Annotated in this window: 15 protein-coding genes; 3 read left to right on the forward strand and 12 right to left on the reverse strand. The window is 72.4% G+C overall.

Going from position 1 to position 20,505, the window contains the following annotated elements; translation table 11 throughout:
* Positions 1-386 precede the first annotated feature (386 nt).
* Entirely contained in the window at positions 387-1,118 is a 732-nt protein-coding gene (locus IPL61_25345; protein ID MBK9034552.1) for a transposase, read from the reverse strand.
* A gap of 342 nt (positions 1,119-1,460) precedes the next feature.
* Here IPL61_25345 and IPL61_25350 point away from each other — a divergent pair, with 342 nt between their 5' ends.
* Positions 1,461-1,976: a hypothetical protein gene (locus tag IPL61_25350; protein MBK9034553.1), complete on the forward strand. Its 516-nt coding sequence runs from the start codon at positions 1,461-1,463 to the stop codon at positions 1,974-1,976.
* Here the strand turns inward: IPL61_25350 and IPL61_25355 are convergent.
* The 5 genes from IPL61_25355 to IPL61_25375 form a co-directional block, all read right to left on the reverse strand.
* A complete protein-coding gene (locus tag IPL61_25355; GenBank protein ID MBK9034554.1) occupies positions 1,966-2,433 on the reverse strand; it encodes a hypothetical protein in 468 nt (155 codons plus the stop codon). The two genes, IPL61_25350 and IPL61_25355, sit on opposite strands and share 11 nt — an antisense overlap.
* A gap of 234 nt (positions 2,434-2,667) precedes the next feature.
* On the reverse strand, positions 2,668-4,605 hold the full coding sequence (locus tag IPL61_25360) for a polysaccharide biosynthesis protein (GenBank protein ID MBK9034555.1): 1,938 nt from the start codon (positions 4,603-4,605) through the stop codon (positions 2,668-2,670).
* Positions 4,602-6,791, reverse strand: a complete 2,190-nt coding sequence (locus IPL61_25365; GenBank protein ID MBK9034556.1) for a polysaccharide biosynthesis tyrosine autokinase — start codon at positions 6,789-6,791, stop codon at positions 4,602-4,604. Before IPL61_25365 ends, IPL61_25360 begins: the two co-directional genes overlap by 4 nt.
* Before the next feature lie 166 nt (positions 6,792-6,957).
* Entirely contained in the window at positions 6,958-9,312 is a 2,355-nt protein-coding gene (locus IPL61_25370; protein MBK9034557.1) for an O-antigen ligase family protein, read from the reverse strand.
* Positions 9,313-9,377: 65 nt separating this feature from the next.
* Entirely contained in the window at positions 9,378-9,989 is a 612-nt protein-coding gene (locus IPL61_25375) for a polysaccharide export protein (GenBank protein MBK9034558.1), read from the reverse strand.
* Positions 9,990-10,355: 366 nt separating this feature from the next.
* Between IPL61_25375 and IPL61_25380 the strand changes: the two genes are divergently transcribed.
* Entirely contained in the window at positions 10,356-10,505 is a 150-nt protein-coding gene (locus tag IPL61_25380) for a hypothetical protein (protein MBK9034559.1), read from the forward strand.
* Between the two features lie 53 nt (positions 10,506-10,558).
* Positions 10,559-11,020 (forward strand): TerB family tellurite resistance protein, encoded by a 462-nt coding sequence (locus IPL61_25385; GenBank protein ID MBK9034560.1) that lies wholly within the window; start codon positions 10,559-10,561, stop codon positions 11,018-11,020.
* 302 nt (positions 11,021-11,322) lie between these two features.
* Here the strand turns inward: IPL61_25385 and IPL61_25390 are convergent, their stop codons facing one another.
* From IPL61_25390 to IPL61_25415, 6 genes are all read right to left on the reverse strand, one after another.
* Positions 11,323-12,675 (reverse strand): AgmX/PglI C-terminal domain-containing protein, encoded by a 1,353-nt coding sequence (locus IPL61_25390; GenBank protein MBK9034561.1) that lies wholly within the window; start codon positions 12,673-12,675, stop codon positions 11,323-11,325.
* Positions 12,676-12,755: 80 nt separating this feature from the next.
* Entirely contained in the window at positions 12,756-13,055 is a 300-nt protein-coding gene (locus IPL61_25395) for a hypothetical protein (protein MBK9034562.1), read from the reverse strand.
* A complete protein-coding gene (locus IPL61_25400) occupies positions 13,052-13,321 on the reverse strand; it encodes a hypothetical protein (protein ID MBK9034563.1) in 270 nt (89 codons plus the stop codon). The genes IPL61_25395 and IPL61_25400 overlap by 4 nt, the downstream gene beginning before the upstream one ends.
* Complete coding sequence (locus tag IPL61_25405; protein ID MBK9034564.1) at positions 13,321-14,460, reverse strand: hypothetical protein; 1,140 nt, start codon at positions 14,458-14,460, stop codon at positions 13,321-13,323. Before IPL61_25405 ends, IPL61_25400 begins: the two co-directional genes overlap by 1 nt.
* 62 nt (positions 14,461-14,522) lie before the next feature.
* Positions 14,523-18,029, reverse strand: a complete 3,507-nt coding sequence (locus IPL61_25410) for a tetratricopeptide repeat protein (GenBank protein MBK9034565.1) — start codon at positions 18,027-18,029, stop codon at positions 14,523-14,525.
* Positions 18,026-20,503 (reverse strand): tetratricopeptide repeat protein, encoded by a 2,478-nt coding sequence (locus IPL61_25415; protein ID MBK9034566.1) that lies wholly within the window; start codon positions 20,501-20,503, stop codon positions 18,026-18,028. Before IPL61_25415 ends, IPL61_25410 begins: the two co-directional genes overlap by 4 nt.
* Positions 20,504-20,505 lie beyond the last annotated feature (2 nt).

A 20,505-nucleotide genomic window follows, 5' to 3' on the forward strand; every position in this document is an offset into this window, starting at 1 on the left:
CGGGACGCGGCGTCGCGCCCATCGAGCGGCGGCGCCGGCGACGGGAGTCTCGGGCGGCTCGGGCGGCTCGGGGGTGTGCTGGCGTCTCGCGCCGGGTGGCCTGAGTGGGGCCACGTCGGTGCAGCGACCGAGGAGCGCGGTCGCCGGCCCGGCACCGAGAACCAGCTGACCTGGGCGAGGCCTCCCACCGAGTCCCGACCCACGCCAGGCCGGCCACCATGGCGCCCACGGCGCCGGCGCCGACGTCGATAGGCCGCCGCGGCGCCAGCCACCGCGAGCAGCCAGGTGCCCGCGGCTGGCTCACGGGCGGCCCGGGACGTCGTCCACGTCGACGAGGCCGCCGCGCGCCAGCCGACCGAGCGCGGCCAGGGGCCGAGGGCCCCTGCTCACGGCGCGGGCCCGGGCACATCGTCGACGTCGATCAGGCCGCCGCCTCGGCGCCAGCCGACCGAGAGCAGCCAGGTCCGCGGCGCGGCGGTCGGGCAGCCGTCGCGGGCGAGCGAGCGCAGCCACGGGGCGTCGGCGCGGACCGCGGTCTTCCAGCCGTCGAACCACAGCGCGCTGGAGTACGGGTCGATCCAGCCGGGCGACAGGACCTGTCCACGCTCGGCGGCGTGGTGCCGGCCGTTGAGCAGGACGTAGCGGACGGCGTTGCGCACCTCGCGCGGCGTGCGCAGCGGGCGGGCATGATAGCGCTGGGCGAACAGCCGGCCGCGGCGGCCGAGCAGCGCGTTGAGGCGCCGGGCCAGGCGGATGGTCAGGCCCTGCATGCCGCGCGCGAGCGCCGTGGCGCCGGCGGCCTCGACGATGAGATGCACGTGGTCGCCGAGGACGCTGTAGTGCACGACGCGGAAGTCGCCGAGGTGACCGCCGGCGCGGATCGCCGCATGGACGACGCGCATGACCGCGGCGCGCCGGAACGACGGCACGCCGTCGACGACCTTGAGCGTGACGTGCACCGGCACCGACGCCGGGAACCGCACGCGCGGCAGGTGCGCGCAGGCGCCCGGGCGCTTCTTGCGGCCGGCGCCCGGACGCCAGCCGCCGTGCCCGGTCGGGCGACGCGCCTGATCCAGCGTGAGCTGGCTCGGCGTTCGGTTGCGACGTGGAGCGCTCATTTTGATTATGGCATATATAGCAACGGGCCCGGAATCCGTCAAGGCCCGCGTCGAGGGTCCGGTCTATTGAGGTTGGTAACAGTCCAACCTCGAGAGGCCGGTGACGTGGTGACAGTTCTGGGGCGGAGGGGGCGGAGGTCGGGGGGGGGAGGGGCGCAGGGACCTGCTGTACAGAGACCTGGGTGACGGTCAGGCGGGCGCCCACGGACACCGGCGACGCCCAGCAGCGCCGGGCACGCGTCACCGCGCGCCGCGCGCAGGTCGTCCCCCGTACCGGCGGGTGTCCGCGCGCTCCCGTCGTCGCCGCCCGTCGACGGTGGCGACGCCAGCACGACCCGGTCGATGCGGCCGCCCGTCCTGCAGGTGCCCGTGCTCGGGGCGGTACACCACGCCGCGGCCCGCTCGGCGCGCCGGCCCGTGCACATGGGCACCGACGACGCCCAGCGGCGCACCGAACACCGCACCGCCATCGCCGAGGCTGGCGCCGCCGACGCCAGGTGTCACCGCGGCATCGAAATCAACCCGACCGTCAGCGGCCTCGCGGCATTCGGCGGTGCGTTCACCCTGCCCCCCGCGCCGCATCGCGCTGCACGCCTTGGCCCGCGATCGCCGGGCTACACCACCAGCGCAGGCATCGGCCCCGACGCAGTCATCTGGCTCGCGGACCGCTGCGCGCACCGGCTGTGTGACCCGCTCCTCCGACGCGCGAGGGTCGCGCGGTCGCGGCTGGCCTTGACCGATCGCAACGGAGCACGCTCACGTGGTCGAGGCACGGTGGCGACTCACCGGGGCCCCGCGCCACCAGCGCGCGGCGTCGACCGCGCCAGTCGCGGCGCCGGCGGTCAGGTCACGGCGTGACGGTGATCGAGCCGGTGAACTGGTGCGGGTTGCACCAGAACCCGAACGTGCCGGCGGCGGTGAACTGGAAGCACTTCGTCTCGCTGAATCCCACCGAGAACAGCCCGTCGGCCACGCCGGGCGTGTTGCCGCTGACGGCGCTGTGCACGCCCGGCATCATGAACCGCACGACCGCGCCGCTCGCGATCGTGGCCTGGGTGATCACGAAGTTGAACCCGGGCCCGGGCGCGGTCACCTCGCTGGCGATCGTCGCGCCGGCGCACGGGACCTCGACCACCGATGAGGCGGCGGCGTCGGGACCTGGCCCGTCGAACCCCTCCGAGGCGTCGCGGGCCATGGCGTCTCCATCGGCCGCGTCAGGCCCGCCGCTCGGGGCGTCGATCGGCGTCGTGGTGTCGTCGCTGCCACAGGCAACGATGGAGGACAGGATCAGAGCGAAGGCGAAGGTACGGCGCATCGCGCGATTGTAGGGCGCGCCGTCGCGCAGGCCCAGCGCGCGGGGCGCACGAACTGCGCGCGCGTGCGGCCGCGCACGCCAGCCAGCCGCACGCGCCGATAGCCGCGCACGCCCAGCCGCGCGCGTGTGCGGCCGCGCACGCCAGCCATGTTCGCGCGCCGACAGTCGCGCACGCACCGCGGCGGGTCGCCACCACCGCACTCGCCGCGACGTCTCGCCAGCCACCCCCGCCGCTCACGCCTGGCGCGCGGGCGTGATCTGGTACCCGATGTCGAGGTCGCGCAGCACCTCGCGCACGCCGTCGCCGTCGCGGGCCTTGACCAGGAAGGCCAGGCGCTCGGTGAGCGCGTTCAGGCGCGCGGGGTCGATGGGCACCGGCCGGCACCGGAAGATCTTGCGGACGTCGGTGGGCGACAGGTTCTCGGCCGTCGTCGACAGCTCCTCGAACAGCTTCTCGCCGGGGCGGGTGCCGACGACCTTGATCGGGATCTGGTCCTCGGTGAAGCCCGAGAGCCGGATCATCTGCCGGGCCAGCTCGATGATCTTGACCGGCTCGCCCATGTCGAGCAGGAACACCTCGCCGTCGGCGCCGATCGTCCCGGCCTGGAGCACCAGGTTGGCGGCCTCGGGGATGGTCATGAAGTAGCGCGTGGCCTCGGGGTGGGTGACCGTGACCGGCCCGCCGCGCGCGATCTGATCGCGGAAGATGCCGACGACCGAGCCGCGGCTGCCGAGCACGTTGCCGAAGCGCACGCACGAGAACCGGGTCTTGGACCGCGGCGCGATCTCCTGGACCAGCTGCTCGGCGAAGCGCTTGGTCGCGCCCATCACGCTGGTCGGGTTGATGACCTTGTCGGTCGAGATCATCACGAACGACTCGACGCCGTGCTCGTCGGCCAGCTCGGCCAGCTGCCGGGTCGCGAAGACGTTGTTGCGGACCGCCTCCCACGGGAAGCGCTCCATCATCGGCACGTGCTTGTACGCGGCGGCGTGGAACACGATCTGCGGCTGCAGCTCCTTGAACACCCGCTCGACCGCCTTGGCGTCCATCACGTCGAGCAGGACCGGCGTGATCTTCGCGCCCTGGTTCTTGATGCCGGCGAGCTCGCGCTCGATCTCGAACAGGTTGGTCTCGTCGCGCTCGGCCAGGAACAGCGGCGACACGCCCATCGCGGCCAGCTGGCGGCACAGCTCCGAGCCGATCGAGCCGCCGGCGCCGGTGACCAGCACCCGCTTGCCGCCGTAGTGGCCGCGCAGATCGTCGCGCGACAGCGACGGCGGCACCGGATCGCGCGCCAGCAGGTCCTCGATGCGGACCTCGCGCACCAGGCCGGTCGAGTCGCCGGCGCTCGGGGTCGAGCCGTCGAGGTAGTCGTAGGTGCCCTTGACGATCCGGACCTCGACGCCGAGCGGGTTGCACGCGTCGATGACCTTGCCGACCACCTTGGCCGGGATCGAGGTGCTGGCGATGATCACGCGCTCGGCGCCGGTGTGGCGCACGACGCGATCGGCGTCGCGGACGGTGCCCAGCACGCGCAGCGCGCCGATCTCCATGCCGGCCTTGTGGGGATCGTCGTCGAGGTAGCCGATCGGCCGGATGCCGAGCTCGGGGTGGCGCGCCGCCTCCTTGACCACCTCGAGGCCGCCCTGGCCGGCGCCGATGATCAAGGTCGGGATGCCCGAGTCGGTGCGGGTCCGCTCGCTGCGGATCCGCGGCAGGAACCGCGCGCCGACCATCCCGAGGAACGACAGCGCCCCCTCCATCACGATGATCGAGAACGGGAAGATGAAGTGACCATTGATCTGGCCCAGCAGGAGGCGCCCCAGGAGCAGCAGCGCGCTGACGACCGCGGTCGCCTGGGCGAACCGCAGCGCCTCGCGCAGGCCGACGTAGCGCCAGACCATCCGGTAGACGCCGAACAGCTGGTTGGCGGCGACCCGGAGGACCGCCAGCACCGGGATGACGATCGCGAGCTGACGGAAGAACGTCGGTGGGATCCCGCCCTCGAAGCGGGCGATGTACGCGGCCATGCCCGCCGCCATCACCAGCACGAGGTCGAGCATGATCACCGCCGCGTGGCTCGGCCGACGGCCGCCCAGGGCCGGGTGGCTCCCCGACAGCGCCGGCGACGCGCCGGTCCACCGCGCCGAGCGATCCGGGCTGGGGCTCACGACGCCTCGGCCTCGGCCGGCGGGGTCGGCGAGTTCTCGCCGTAGCCGCCGTAGGCGTAGTAGTAGCCGCCGTAGCGGCGGTCGGTGATGTCCATGTCGTTGAGGATCACGCCCAGGATCGGCGCGTCGATGTCGCGGAACTGCCGCGCCGAGTGGGCGACGTCGTCGAGCAGCGTCTTGCCGGCCTGGGCCACGAGCATCACGCCCGACGACAGCCGCGCCAGCACGACCGCGTCGGTCACCGCCAGCACCGGCGGCGAGTCGAGCAGGATGCGATCGAACCGGGTCTCGAGCTCGGCCAGCACCTGCTTGAAGCGGTTGGTCAGGAGCAGCTCGGCCGGGTTGGGCGGCTGCGGCCCGCACGGCAGGATGTACAGGTTGGGGATGTCGGTCGACTTGATCACGTCGTCGATGCTGGCGTCGCCGAGGATCAGGTTGGTGAGGCCGCGGTTCTTCGACACGCCCAGCGACTTGTGCAGGCGCGGGCGGCGCAGGTCGGTGTCGACCATCAGCACGCGCTGGCCGCTCTGGGCCATGATCGTGCCCATGTAGAGCGTCGACGTGGTCTTGCCCTCGCGCGGCCGCGGGCTCGACACGGTGATCGTCTTCATCGGCCGGTCGGCGGCCGAGAACAGGATGTTGGTGCGGATCGAGCGGCAGCACTCGGCCGCCTGCGAGGTCGGGTTGCGGAACACGTACAGGTCGCGATCGATCTGCGACTTGGGATCGTCGCCGTGGACCTCGGTCACGATCGGGATGATGCCGAGCAGCGGCGCCCCGACCAGGCGCTCGACGTCGGCGGCGGTCTTGATCGTCCGGTCGAGGTAGTCGAGCAGGAACGCCAGGCCGACGCCGAGCAGGAGCGTGCCCATGAGCGCCAGCGTGACGTTGACCGACATGCGCGGGTACACCAGGTACGCGCCGCGCGCGGGCTCGTGCTCCTCGACGTTGGTCTGCTCGTTGCGGCCCTCCTGCTCGCTGGTGCGCAGGCGCCCGCGCAGCATGTTGAGGTTGTCCTCGGCGCTCTTCTGCTGCCGCGCCAGGCGGTTGTAGTCGATCGCCAGCGGGCCCAGGGCGATCGCCTCTTGCTTGAGGCGCTCGAGCTCGGCGACCAGCGCGCTCTCGGTGGCCTGAGCGGCGGCGTGGCGCACGTCGAGCTCGCGCACGGCCCGCCGGACCTCGGCCTCGAGGCCGGCGTAGATCTGCGCGACCTTGCGCTCCTGCTGGGTGAAGTTGTCGCTCTTGGGCCCCCACAGGCTCTTGACCTCGTCGAGCTTCTGCTTCTCGAGCTGGTACTGGTTCTTGAGCGTGTCGTAGGCGTCGGACGCGCCGACCAGCGCGAACACCGGCGACTCCATGACCTCCTCGCCCTTGAGCGACTGGGCCTTGCGCAGCTGGCTGCCCAGCTCGGTGCGCTTGACCCGGGCGTCGCCCAGCGCGGCGCTGTAGCGGGTGATGTCAGCGGCGAGGATCGACTGCTTGTCCTCGAGCGACACCGACAGGATGTCGTGGGCCTTGCGGAACTCGTACAGCTTCTGCTCGGCGTCGCGCAGGTCGAGCTCGGCGGCGTCGCCCTCGCCGGCGAGGAACTTCGACACCTGGCCCGAGCCCTTGGAGCGCTTGCCGCGCATGTAGCCCACGTACGACTTGACGTGCTCGTTGGCCAGCGCCTGCGCCAGCGCCCCGTCGACGTCGCGCACGTTGATCGCGACGATCCGGCTCTCCTTGGCCTGGGTCGCGGACAGCTTGCCCTTGAGCAGGTCGGCGGCGAGGTCGATCCGCTCGGTGTCGGCGAGCTGCGGATACGCGGTCTTCGGGACCAGGCGGTCGACGTAGCTGCCGTCGCGGTACGGCTGCTGGACGGTCTCGCGCGCCAGCGGGAAGCCCGCGATGATGTCGAGCTGGGTGTTGTAGTACTCCTGATTCGACCAGTAGCTGCCGGTGCCGAGCTCGAACACCTCGTCGGCCTGGTTCCCGAACACCCGCGGCGCCTGCGGGTTGACCACGATCGTCGCGCTGGCCTGGTAGATCTTGGGCAGGCGCATCGTGTAGAGCACGGCGCCGGTGACGCCGACGGCGACGCACGCGATCACGACCCACAGGCGCTTGCGGAGGATCTCGAGGTAGCGCCGGATGCTCGCGGACAGGGCCTCGGGCTCGGGGGCGGACACGGCAGACTTCGACACGGTGGATCCTTAGTCGCCCGGGGCGACCGTGGCGTTCAGGCGGATGGTGCGCCACGGCGGCGCTCAGATCCAGCGCCGTGACAACTTCAGCGCCGCCGCCATTGCCTCGTAATCATTCGGAATCATTTGACCGTCGCGCCGTCGACCGCCAGCCCACGGGTCGGCCCTACGGGTCTCGTACCCCTCCGGAATCCTTCGGCGGGTCCAGCTCGTCGGCCCGTCGTCGCTCCCAGGTGGCCTGGTTGGCGTGGCCCAGGGCGTCCTCGACGCTGGCGAGCGACCGGCGGATCTGAGCCTCGAACGTGGGCGTGTCGCCCAGCCGGGCGGCGGCCACGGCCAGGGTCTCCCGGGCGCCGGCGAGGTCGCCGGCCGCGCGCTGGAGCCCGGCCAGCGCGGCCGCGAGCTGCACCCGCTGCGACGGCGTCTCGGGCGGCGGCGCGTCGTTGAGCTGCGCGATCGCCTCGGGACCACGGCTGAGGGCCGCCAGCGCCTGGGCCCGGGCCAGCGCGGTCATCGGCCCGGGCTTGAGCCGGTGGGCCGCATCGGCGGCGGCCAGCGCGTCGCCGTGGCGCCCCAGCGCCCGGGCGGCGAGGGCCAGGATGAACTGGGCCTCGTAGCGCGCGGGATCGAGGCTGACCACGCGCTTGGCGTAGGCGAACGCGACGTCGTGGCGGCCACGCATCATGAGCGCCGAGCCGACGCGCCCGATCTGACGCCGTTCGCCCGGCATGGCCCGCGCGGCCTCGGGGACGCCGTCGTCGTCGACCCCGGGCAGGCGCGCCAGGACCTCGTCGATCAGCGGCCCGACGTCGCGCGCCAGCTCGATCGCCCGCGCGTATTCGACCGCGGCCTGGCCCGCGCGCTGCGAGCGCGCGAGGATGCGCGCGGCCAGCAGGTGCAGGCCGCCGTGGCGGGGCCGCAGGTACAGCGCGCGCCCGATGAGGCGCCCGGCCCGAGGATCCTGGCGCGCGAACATCGCCGCGGCGACGTGGCCGGCGGCGAGCCCGTCGGCGGGGTGGCGCCTGAGCACGCGGGTCGAGGCGGCCAGCGCGGTCGACGCCGAGGCCGGCGGCAGCGCCGCGCGCTCGACTCGACCCGACCGGGCCAGGGGCGACGCCGCCAGCGCCACCGCCAGCGCCGCCGCCGCGAGCAGCGCGCCGCGCGCACCGACCAGGCGCCTTGGCACCGGCGCGCGCGCGTCGTCGACCCCGAGCCGCGCCGGCGCGAGCAGCGCCGCGACCGCGATCGTGGTCATCGCCACCACCGGCATCTCGAGGCTGAAGTCGGCGAGATCGTGGATCGCGACCGCGGCCAGCGCCCCGAGCGCGCCGGCCTCCAGCGGCCCGTGGCGCCAGCGCGCGATCGCCGCGCGCGCCAGCGCCGCCAGCGCCAGCAAGAGCGCGACCGCGCCGGGCACGCCCCAGTCGATCGCCGCCTGCAGGTAGGTGTTCTCGGCGTGCGAGTACGTGACCCCGCCGACCTCGGCCCGTCGCGCGAACGCGTCCTCGAACGCGCCGTGGCCGACGCCGAGCCAGTGGTTGTCGACGATCATCGGCGCCGCCGCCGACCACACCTGGTACTTGCTGTTCGACTCGGACAGCTCCTCGAGCCGGGTGTCGTGGAGCTCCATCGCGACGTCCCGGGCCGCGACCACGCCGAACAGCGTCAGCGCGCACGCCGCGACCACCACCGCCGGGACGGTCACCGACGCCGGCGCCCGGCGGTTGTCGTCGACGACGCCGGCCCGGCGCTGGGCCACCAGCACGACCGCCGCGACCACCAGCCCGGCCACCAGCCCGACCGCGCCGCCGCGCGACGACGTGAGCAGCGCCGTCGCGGCCAGCACGAGCGCGGCCCCGAACGCGGTCATGCGGCGCCCGCCGCGCCAGGTCAGCCCCAGGCCGATCGCCAGCGGCACCGCCAGCGCGGTCAGGCTGGCGAGGTGGTTCACGTTGATCAGCGGCGCCGGGACCAGGCCCGGCACCGGCATCGCGAAGACGCCGTAGAGCCGCGTGGCCCCGACCACGCGGTGGGCCAGGCCGATCAGGGCCACCAGCGTCGCCGCGCCGACCGCGGCGGCGGCCAGCCACGGCCGGCTCCGACGCTGGGCGGCGATGCGGGTCGCGCCCCACGCCAGCGCCAGGTACCCGGCCAGCTTCGCCAGCTCGACGAGCGTCGCCGGCGGATCCTGCGACGTCACGACCCACCGCGGCGGCCGTTCGCCGAGCGCGCTCGCGTGCTCGGTCACCAGCGCCCACTTCTCGGGCGCGACGATCGTGGCGATGGCCTCGGGCAGCGGCACCAGCTGCAGCGCGGTGACGCCGAACGCGAGCGCGACCAGCACCACCAGCAGGCTGGGGCGGCTGGCGGTGCGGCGCGAGGTCAGGTGCGCGGCCGCGGTCGCGATCGCCGCCAGCGCCGCGACGCACGCGGCCCAGCGGGTCGCGCCGCCGACGAGCGCGCCCGCCAGCGCGAGCGCGATCGCCGTGGCGACGAGCGCGTAGCGATCACGGCTGCGCATGGTGCGCGGTCAGCCTCACGGCTGCCGCTCCTCCCCGCGACCCGCGACGCGCCACCGCCACGCCATCACCACAGGCGCTTGGGCACGTAGACCGAGTCGCCCGGCCGCATGTAGAACTGCGCATACTTGTTGTTGAAGATCCGCTCGACCGGCACGGTGAACTTGATGACGCCGTCCTGATCGTTGCGGCGCGTGACGACGACCGCGTTGGGCTTGGCCATCGCCGTGAAGCCGTTGGCCTCGGACACCGCCTCGTTGATCGTCATGCCCGGGCGCCACGTCAGCGTGCCCGGCTTGCGGACCTCGCCGGTGATCGACACCTTCTTGCTCTTGTACTCCTTCACCTGCACCGTCACGTTCGGGTTGACGATGTAGCCGTCGGCCAGGCGGGCGCGCAGCTCCTCCTCGACGTCGCCGGGGCTGCGGCCGGCGACCATGACGGTGCCGATCATCGGGAACGAGATCGAGCCGTCGGCGGAGACGCCGTAGACCTTGCTCACGTCCTCGAGCTTCTGCGCCCCGCCGCCGAGATAGACCATCACGTCGAGCTGATCGTCGGGGCCCAGGCGGGTGTCCTCGGTGTAGAAGCTCTGGGTCGGATACCGGCTCGGCGTCGGATCGCCGCAAGCGGCGATGAGGCTGACGGCGAGGATGAGGACGAGGGCGACCCGAGGCATGGACCCGGCGAAGGTAGGGAGGACGGACGGGGGGCGCAACTCCAGCTTAGACGTCAGTCGCACGCCGGCGTTCATTTCGGGCCCGGCCGGCCCGGTCCGGACGGCGCCCGGTGGCCGTGTGGCCGACGCTCATCGCGGGCTCGACCGCCGCGGGGTGGCGCGCGGCCGCCGTGTCGCCGGCGTTGATTTCGGGGCCAGGCCCGCCGCCGCGGGCCGGCGAGCGGCCGTAATGTTTGCGCGTGGGCTGCGTTCATGGCGCAATGCCGCCCATGAAGACCTTGCTCGCCCTCGCCACCGTCGTCTCCCCTCAGCCTGGGCTGTGGTGGTCCGGCCAAGAAGGCTCCCGACGGACCACGGCCCGATGACGTGCCGCGCGAGATCACGTGCTGCGTCGCCGTCGGCGACGACGGCACGCCCACGCACACCGTCACCCCGGTCGAGCAGTGCGCCGAGGACAACCGCAACCCGGTCGACGCCTGCGACATCGGTCCCGGCGACGCCGAGCCGACGGAGTAGCCGCGCCCGGACACCACGGTGCCCCGGCCGCCGGTTCGCGGTACCGTGGGCCCATGACGTCGACCGACCGCTTGCTGCCCCTGTGCGATCTGCTGCTCGGCGCGGCCCACGCGGACGGCCGGCTCGATCAGCGCGAGCGCGACGCCGTCCGCGACCTGCTGACCGAGCTGTGCGACGGCGCGGTGCCGCCGGAGATCGAGGCCTGCATCGCGGGGTTCGACCCGGCCCGGTTCGACCTGCGCGCGGCGGCGGCGCCGTTCCGCGGCGACTCGATCGACGACCGCAAGCGCGTCCTGTACCTGGTCGACGCCGTGAACGACGCCGACGAGGAGCTCGACCTGGCCGAGGACACGTTCCTGCGCGCGCTCGCGTCGGCGCTCGACCTGCCCGCGACCGCGCTGGCCGGGCTGACCGTCGAGGTCGAGGTCGAGGTCGACCTCAAGGGCGCGCTGGCGAAGGTCCGCAAGGGCCCGCCGCCGATCCCGGGCGCGTCGGTCGACGTCGACCTGTCGTGACCCCGGCGTCGCCGACGGCTGCCGCCGATCCCGGGCGCGTCGGTCGACGTCGACCTCCTGTCGTGACCCGGGCGGGGGGGCCGGGGGGGGGGGCGGGGGGGGGGGGGGGGGGGGGCCGCGGGGGCCGGCGGGGGGGGGGGGGGGGGGGGGGGGGGCGGGGCCGGGGGCCCGGGGGGGGGGGCGGGGGGGCGGGGGGGCGTCGCGACGGCTGCCGCCGGGGCCGCCGAACGCCAGCGCCGCAGGCTTCGCCGCAGCAGCCGTCCGTCGGCGCGACCGCGGCGGCCGCGCCGCGAGATCTGGCGTCACTCGGGGACGAGCTGCAGCGCGATCTCGAACGACGCGTCGGTGGGCTCGCCGTCGCCGTCCTTGGGGATGTCGAAGCGCCAGTTGCCCATCTGACCCTGGATGCAGCTGTCGAGGCTGTCGGCGAAGCCGTTGGCCTTGGGGCTGACGGTGCGGCCGCTCTCGTTGACCGTGAACGACAGCTTGATCTTGCCGCGCGCGGTCGGGTCGGTCTTGAGCAGCTCCTTGTGGCACCGCTTGAGGCCGGCCATGTACGCGCTCAAGATCTTGCGCAGCACCGCGTCGGGCGTGAGCGTCGAGTCGTCGAACGTCTTCTTGTCGGTCGCGGTGATGCGACCGGTCGGGACCTTCTCGCCGGTCTTGCCGTCGGGGCCGGTCGCGCTGACCGGGCCGCCGGGGCCGGTGACGCCGGGCCCGGTGCCGGTGCCGACCCGAGGATCCCCGGTGCCGCGGGTGCTGCGGCCGCCGGTGCCACCGATCGACGTGGTCGCGCCGCTCTTGGCGACCTCGTCGAGCTGCTTGCCGAGGTCCGAGCCCGGCGCGCGCGACGCCATCGCGCCCGCGACGCCGCTGCCGGTCTCGTCGTCGGAGAACAGCGCGTCGGCCGCGGCCCCGGCCTGCTCCTGCAGCGCCACCGCGTCGTTCTTGTCGCGACCGCCGCCGCTGTCGGCGGGCTTGTCGGAGGTGGGCTTCTTGTCGCCGGCCGGCTTCTTGTCGGGCCCCTTGTCGGGCTCCTTCTCCGCGGGCTTGTCCTCGGCCTTGCCCTCGTCGCCCTGCTCGGGGATCGCGAGCGGCTGATCGAAGGAGACCGGCACGCTGTCCTCGGCGAAGGTCTGCTTGGCCGCGCGGTAGGCGATGCCGCCCGAGCCGGGCGGATCCCACTGCATCGCGGCGATCATGAAGCCGAAGTGCAGCGCGACCGACGCGGCCACGATCACCGCCAGGCGCGGGTCGATGCGATCGGCGAGCGTGCCGCGCACCGAGTGCGGCAGCAGCGGCCGCGGCTGCAGCGGCGGCTCGGTGACGAACTGGAACAGGAGCGTCAGGTCGCCGATCGACACCTTGCCGCGGGCGTGGTCGCCGAGCGGCAGGCTGAAGTGATCGCCGATCCGCCGGGCGCCGCCCTCGCGGGCCACGGCCAGGGTCTGGACCTTGTCGCCGTCGGACAGGCGGCCGTCCATCTGGCCGGTGAAGTCGAGCGAGTAGGTGCCCTCGTGGGACTTGAACAGCGTCCACTCGCGGGGCAGGCCCTCGAGCGGCACCGAGAACGTGTTCTTGCTCGACTGGCCGACGGTGACGTCGGCGCGGCCGCGGATCAGCCGCTCCTCGACGATCTTGCCGCCGAGCAGCACGCCGACGCGGAGGATGCGTGGCCGCGGCGCGGCGCCGTTGCCACGCGCGGAGGAACCCTGGGGGTGTCGGGCGGTCGCCATCAGAAGGGGGCCTTGGTGACGGTGGCGAGGATCAGCGGGAGGAAGTCCTGCTTCAGGGTCTCCCACTCGTAGTTGATGTTCTTGGCCTGGAGCACGTAGACGACGCTCGGCCGCGGGACCTTGCCGCACACCGCGATCACGGTGTCGATCACGTGGACCTTCTGGCCGTTGCGGTACTCGATGTGGAAGTTCTTGCCGTCGTTCTTCTTCTCGCCGTTCTCGTCGTCGCAGCCCTCGGCCCGGGCGACCGCGGGGGCGGCGACGGCCAGCGCCGCGACCACCAGCGCCGCGGCCCTCACGGCCGCACCTGCGCGAGGCCGGCGAGGATGCGCGGCAGGAACGAGTCGAGGTCGGCCGGCCACTGGTAGTCGATCCGCGGCGGCGCGGTCAGCACCGCGACCGCGGGCGCCGGCGCGCGGCCGGTGATCTCGACCGGCGTGTCGATGACGATCCGGCGGTGGCCGCCGGCGTCGACGACGTGGAACGCGACCGGCGCGTCAGCGGCGGCGCCCCCGGCCAGGCCGGCGAGCGCGGTGATGGACACCAGGACGGCGCGCACGCGCATCAGCCACCTCCGCTCTTCTTGCGCTTCTTCTCTTCGCGCTTGATCAGCTTGGTGACGTCCTTGATGCGCTCGTCGTAGAGCGCCAGGTCGACACCCGGCATGTTCTTGTACTCGTCGAAGTAGGTCTTGGCGCGGTTGAGCCGCACGAGCGTGTCCATCGCGCCGCCCCCGTCCGGGAACGGATCGGCGTCGAGGTAGAGCAGGCCGAGGTTGTAGTAGGCGGGGCCGTAGCTCTTGTTGGCGGCCAGCGACCGCTTGTACGCCGTCTCGGCCTTGCCCAGGAGCGAGCTGGCGTTGCCGCTGCCGGGGTCGTAGTCGGCTGACTGGCCCCGGTAGGCCGAGCCCAGGGACGACCAGGTCGCGGCGTCGGTGCGGTTGAGCGAGGAGGTCAGGCGCTCGAAGGTGCCGACCGCGTCGCCGTACTGCTTGTTGTCGAGCTGGTGGACCCCGAGGTTGATCAGGGCGCTCGCGAAGTTGGGCGCCAGCGACACCGCCTTGCGGTAGGCCGCGAACGCGCGCGCCGGCTCGTTGTTGCGATCGTAGATCAGGCCGTAGACGTAGTTGAGGTAGGCGTTGCTCTCGACCGCGGCCCGGCGCTTGTTGTAGAGCGTGTCGAGGATGACCTCGGCGGTGTCGGTCAGCCGCTTGAGGTAGTAGGCGTGGGCGATCGCGATCTGCGCGTCGACGTTGGTGCCATCGACCGCCAGCGCGGCCTTGGCCTCGAGGATGGCGCCGTCGGGATCGGGCGTGGCCGCGGCCAGCATCGTCTTGGCGGTGTTGAGGTGGCGCTCGACCTCGGCCCGGGCCTGCTCGGGCGGGATGTCGAGGTTCGGCGCGACGATCGGCGGGGGCGCCGGCTCGGACGCGAGCGGGTCGTCCCCGCCGCCGCCGTCACCACCGCCGCCGGCCGGGTCATCGCCCCCGCCGCCGCCGGGCAGGGTCACGTCCCCACCGGCGCCACTGCCGCCGCCGCCGGGCGCGCCGGTGCCGTCGGGGTCGCCGGTGTCGTTCATCCCGACCGCGTCGCCCGAGCCAGCGCCCGAGCCGGCGCCGGGCGTCGTCGCCTTCTTCTTGCTGCTGCCGCCGCACGCCGCGAGGGCGAGCGCGAGCACCAGGCCGAGGGCTCCGAGACGACGCACGACGCTACGGACGCGCGGGCCGGCCGAACGATCTACCGCCTCGCGAGGGTGGGCCGCGTCGCTCATGGGGCCTCCGTGCCGGTGAACAGCTCCTGGTGCAGCACCGGGAACTCGTCGGGGAACTCCCGGTTGAGGTTCTCGAGGGCGAGCTGGCTCCACTTGTTCGAGATCCCGTTCTTCTTCGCGAGGTTGACCACCTCGGTCCACTGCAGCTTGGCCTGGTCGACGTACTTGGCCAGGTTGCGGGCCAGGCCCTCCTCGTAGGCCGACACCGCGCCGGCGTCGGGGTTCTTCTTGTCCATGTCGAGCACGTACTTGGGCGTCGGCGCCTGCGCCAGCTTCTCGGCGAACTGCGACAGCGTCTCACCGAAGCGCACCTTGGCCGCCATCGAGTACTCGGCGACGCCGTACTCGTCGAGCGCCACGTACTTGTCCTGGGCCGCGAGCGTCACCTTCTCGAGCGCCGCCTTGATGGCCTTGGACCGGTCGATGGTCTTGGCGACCTCGGTGATCTTGTAGGTCTGGAAGGTGGCGGTGAAGTACTTCTCGGCGAAGTACAGGGTCCACTCGCCGGCCAGCTTGGCGCCCTTGCCGCTCTTGATCTTGCCGCGCGTCACCCACGCGGTCGTGGTCTGCGTGCCCGCGGCCTCGGCGTCCCGGGTCTTGCCCTTGCGCCGCCACAGCGCCGCGGTGTCGTAGTACGACTGGACGAACTTGTCCTCGTTGCCGGCGTCGGCGCCGAAGGCCTTGCGCCAGCGCTCGGCCGCCGCCACCAGGCTGGTGATGTCGCCCGAGGTCTTGTAGATCATGACGACCTCCCAGGCGGCGTCGCTGCGCTTGCCGCGGTCGGTCTCCTCCTTGTCGTACTTGCCGAACAGGTCGACCGCCTTCTTGAAGTCGCGGTTGAGCTCGGCCAGGAACGCGGCGTTGTAGAGCGCCTCGAGGGCGATCTGATCGGTCGTGCGCTGGGCCTCGCCCGGCAGCGGCGGCGGCGGCTTGATGCCGCGCTTCTTGGCGTCCTTGGCCACCGCGTACAGCTCGAGGTTGGTCGAGATCGCCGCGTCGTAGTCGAACACGCTCTGCTGGCTCGCGGCGGTGAGCCGCATCGCCTCGAGGAAGTACGGGCTCTCCCGGTAGTTCTTCTCCTTGCTCTGCGTGAACTCCTTGAACAGCGCGATCGCGGTCTTGGGCCGGTTGGCCTGCATGTAGGCCGCGGCGGCGTTGTAGAGCGCGGTCGGGCCGTCGGCGTCGGCGGCCGGGGCGATCTTGTAGTAGCGGTAGAAGCTCTCGGCGGCGGCGAGGAAGTTGCCCTCGCCGTACTGCTGCCCGGCCTTCAAGAACTCGACCGAGCGGTTCTGGCTCTGGGCCGCGGCGATCGCCTTGGCGTCGCCGCACTTCTGGCTGATGAACTTGTTGTTGACCTCGGTGAACTTCTCGAGCTGCCCGGTGGCCTCGTACAGGGCCAGCAGGCCGTCCTTGGCGGCGATCGCCTCGGGCACGCCGCAGAACTTGGTCATGACCTTGTCCATGCGCGTGATCGCGTCGTCGATGTGCAGGTACGCCAGGCTCACCAGCGCGGCGTTGATGCCCTGCTGCGGCGCGGTCTGGGGATCGTTGACGACGTTCTGGTAGTCGTCCCACTGCGCCTGCATCTCGATGTACAGCGCCGGGATCGGCATCGGCTGCAGCGGCTGCGGCATGGCCTTGAGCTCGTCGGCGCTCGGCACCCGCAGCTCGGCCAGCTGGCCGGCGGCCACCTGCTTGGCGACCTCGGCCTCGTAGCTCGCCAGGATGCTCTTGGCGGCGTCGAGGAAGAACGCCTCCGACAGGTCCCGGTGATCGCGCACCCACTTGTACTGCTCGACCGCGTCCATGTAGCGCTCGCTGTAGAACAGCGCCTCGCCCTGGTAGTAGGTGAACTCGTAGGCGTAGTCGCTCTCGGGGTACTGCTTGACGAAGGTCTGGTAGAGCTTCACCGCCGAGGCGTAGAGCGCCAGGTACTCCTCCTTGAGCGCCGGCTCGGTCTTGCCGCCGGCCTCGTACTCCTTGCGCAGGTTGGTCGCGGCCAGGTGGGTGTTGCGGGCCGAGGCGTACAGCGCGCGCTCCGCGATCCGCCGCTGGTTCTCCATCGCCTCGCGGTCTTTTTCGTTCGCGGTGTACCAGGCCGTGCCCGGCGCGTACCGGGTCGCGAGCTGGGCCGCGGCCTCGTCGGCGGCGAACTTGTCGCCCTTGGCCTCGTAGGCCTCGACGATCGCCTGGTGGACGACCGGGTTGCGGGGGTTGAGCTCCCACGGCGGGCCCAGGGCGATGCGGTACGAGTCGACCGCCTGGTCGTAGGCCTGCAGCTCGATGAACGCGCCGCCGAGCGCCTCCCAGACGTCGCGCACGTGCGGCTCGTTCTCGCGGCCGTTGTAGAACTCGCGCGCGCGGTCGAACGCCTTGATCGGATCGGGATCCGTCTCGCCCTTCCACGGGTCGGTGAAGCCGATCGCGATGTACTGCAGCGACTCCTCGCGCAGCTCGAGGGTCGGGATGCCGCCCTTGGCGACGATGTCGTCGTAGAGCCGGACCGACTCGTCGAACCGCTGGATCGACTCGATCAGCTTGTCGCGCTTGTAGTAGGACCACGCCAGCTTGTAGAGGGCCTCGGCGTAGAGCGGCGAGTCCTTGGCGGCGGTGACGACCTTGTTGTAGGCCGAGATGGCCTCGTCGAGCTCGCCGGGGACGGTGAAGTGGTAGTCGGCCAGGCCGCGGACCCAGGCGTGGCGGACCAGCTCGGGATCGGCGTCGGGCCACGGCGTGCAGTCGGCGTAGGGATCGGTCAGCTCGGGCCGATCGATCCGCGCGAGCGCCTCCTCCTTGGTCGGGACCGGCGGCGCGACGTCGTCCCAGTGGTACCGGTTGGCGCAGGTCAGCGACAGGAACAGGACCATCGACCGGCGCTCGTCCTTGAGCTTGCCGTAGTAGGCGAGCAGGTACAGCACCGACGGCATCTGCCGGTAGGCCGGGAACTGCGTGACGACCTTCTCCCACAGCTCGAGCGACTTGCTGTAGTCGGCGAGCGGCTCGGCGTCGGCGGCGGCGAGGTCGAGGGCGTCGTCGGCGACGTCGAGGTACAGGTCGGCCAGCCGGAACATCGCGTCGGGCGTGAACTGCTGATGATCGGGGTGATCGGCGATGAACTTCTCGAGCTGCTCGATGATCGCGCGCTGGCGCTCGGCCTTGGTGGCGGTGGCGTCGGCGATCCGCTCGGCGTAGCGGGCCTCGAGGTCGGCGGTCTTGTCGTTGAACGACCGCAGCAGCTGATCGCGCAGCCGCTTGTGGTGCTCCTCGGCCTGGCCGACGTAGCGGGCCCACTCGGACTCGACCTCCTTGAGCGCCGCGCGCTCGGCGTCGGTGAGCGGCGCCGCCATCGACGGCACGCCCAGGCCGGGGCCGGTCGCGGGCTGGGTCCACGGCTCGGCGCCGGGCTGGGCCGCGGCCGAGCCGGCCGCGACGGTGACCGCCACCAGCGCGGCGATCCAGGAGGAGCCGCGCGCGCGCAGCGGACGAGGGCGGATCGCGGTCACGGGGTGCCTCCCGGCGTGGCGTCGGGTGCGGGGGCGTCAGGCTCGGGCGGGGGCGTCGGCGCCGGCGGCGGCTCGGCGTCCTTGGCCTCGCGGATGAGGTCGGCGAACTCGTCGCGCAGCTGCTTGATCTCGCGCTGCTTCTCGACGTTGAGGCGCGACAGGTCCTCGTCGGACTCTTCCTTCTTCGACCAGCCGACGTCGACGACGCCGACGTCGGAGCGGACCAGCACGTCGTAGAACTTGGTCTTGACGTCGAGGAACGCCTGGCCCAGGACGGTGCCGCCCAGGGCCCGCGACTCGGCCTCGTACAGCAGGAACTCGCGCCGGTACGACGCCAGCTCGGCCTTCTCGTAGGTGATCGTGTCCCGGACCTCGGTCAGCGCCGCCTCGACGATCTGATCGATCGTGGCGTTGACCGTGTCGAGCTGGGTCATCGCCCGGTCGGCGCGGTCGATCAGCTGCCCGAGCTTGCCGCCCCGGGCCGGGTCGGCCAGGGTCAGGCGCGCGGCCGCGCGGTGCTCGTCGGCCAGCGCCGTGCGCAGCTGATCGCGCAGCGCCCGGGCCTGGAGCGAGACCGCGTCGCCGCTGCCGGCCTCGTCGCGGCCGAGCACGACCTCGCGGCGGATCGCGTCGAGCTCCTGGTGCATCTGCTGCAGCTCGAGGTTGAGCTCGACGATGATCTTCTGGGCGTCGAGGCGCTGGGTGATCCAGGCCTGCTTGGCCGCGGGCTCGGCCGGCTCCGGCGACTCCTTGACGAACTTGTCGAGCGCCACGACCGTGGCCTGGGTGGTGTCGATCGTGACCATCGCCTCGGCCGCCTGGCGGTCGACCTCGTCGAACGCCCCCTGGGCCTTCTCGACGCGGGCGCTATAGCTGACCGCGGCGTCGGGCATGGCCTTGAGCTGGGCCGACAGCGCGCGCCGGCGCTGCGTCAACGGCGCGAGCGCGGCGAGCTGGGCGCCCGAGTTGCCCTTCTCGGCCAGCGCGTGCTCGTCGTCGGCGAGGCGCTCGCGCATGGCCAGCAGGTCCTCGAGCAGCTCGGTCGAGCGCGACCGCTTGGTCGCCAGCGACGGGAAGATGTTGACCCGGTTGGACGACGCCATGACCGCGTCGAGGCGCTCGATCGTGCGCTCGGCCTCGCGGATCTCGCTGGCGATGTCGCCGAGATCGGTCTCGACCACCATGACCCGGTTGACGTTGGGCTCGTCGCGGATCCAGGCGGCGGCGATCTCCGGCATCGTCGAGTTGGTCTGGAACGTCTCGGACGCGCGCCCGGTGATCTGCGCGAGGAACGCCTGGGGCTCCTCGTTCTCGGCGATGATCTTCGCGAGCTGGTCGTGGGGCTCGGCGTAGACGCCGTGGATGTCGTTGAACAAGGTCGTGGCCTTGGCGTACTCCTCGGTGCCGCTGGAGCTGCCGGTGTCGAGGCCGGCCATGACCTTCTCGTGGATGGCCTGGGCCTTGCGCACGCGCAGGTTGCCCTCGAGGATCCGCACCGTCGGCAGGCGCTGCGACGTCGGGTCGGCCAGCGCCAGGAGCTCGAGCGCGCGCAGCGCCTTGTCGTACTGCTGCGACTTCACGTAGACCCACGCGACCTCGTAGAGCGCGTCGGGGAACAGGTCGCTCTTGCGGTCGAGCAGCAGGTAGCTGTCGATGGCCTTGGTCGGCTGATCGCGCTCGTAGTACAGGCGGCCGAGCGCGAGCTGCGCCAGCTCCTTGACCCGAGCGTCGTCGTCGGTCCGCGGCTCGCGATCGAGCAGCGCGGCCATGGCCTGGGTGGCCTTGCAGAGCTCCTTGAGCGCGACGTAGGTGCTGCCGAGGTAGTACTGGCTCTGGAAGCCGTACTCGGAGGCGGCCGGCACCTGCGCGAACCAGGTCTCGGCGTCGGCGAAGTCGCCCTTGGCGAAGGCGTACTTGCCGCGCACGTACGGCACCGACGGCCGGCGCTTGTCGCCGGGCACGCGGTCGAGATCGGCCAGCCAGCCGTCGACACCGTCAGGGTCACCGAGGATCAGCGACAGCTCGATCAGCCGCTCGAGCGACTGCTGGTAGTACTTGCTCGTCGCCTGCTCCTTGACGAGCTGGCTGAAGTACGTGCGCGCGGCGACGCGGTCCTTCTTCTGGAACAGCGACTCGGCCAGGTAGTAGAGCGCGGTGTCGTGGTCGCGGCCGCGGGTGGTGCCGGCGGTCGTGCCCTGGGCGACGTAGTCGTAGAGCAGGAGCGCGGCGTTGTCGAAGTTGCCGACGCCGAACGCGACCTGGGCGTCGATCAAGCGGCGCGCCATGACGTCGGCCTTGCGCGGCTGGCTGGTGGGCTTCTGGATGCCCGACCCGAGATCGCGCGCCTCGCCCTCGACGGTCACCAGCTGCTTGCCGATGTCGTCGAGCACGTCCGCGCCGACCGGGCCGGCGAACGCACCGGCCCCGCATGTCCAGAGCACCGCGGCGAGCGCGGTGCGCGAGCGACCGCGCATGG

This window comes from Myxococcales bacterium, assembly GCA_016717005.1.
Lineage (GTDB): Bacteria > Myxococcota_A > Polyangia > Haliangiales > Haliangiaceae > UBA2376.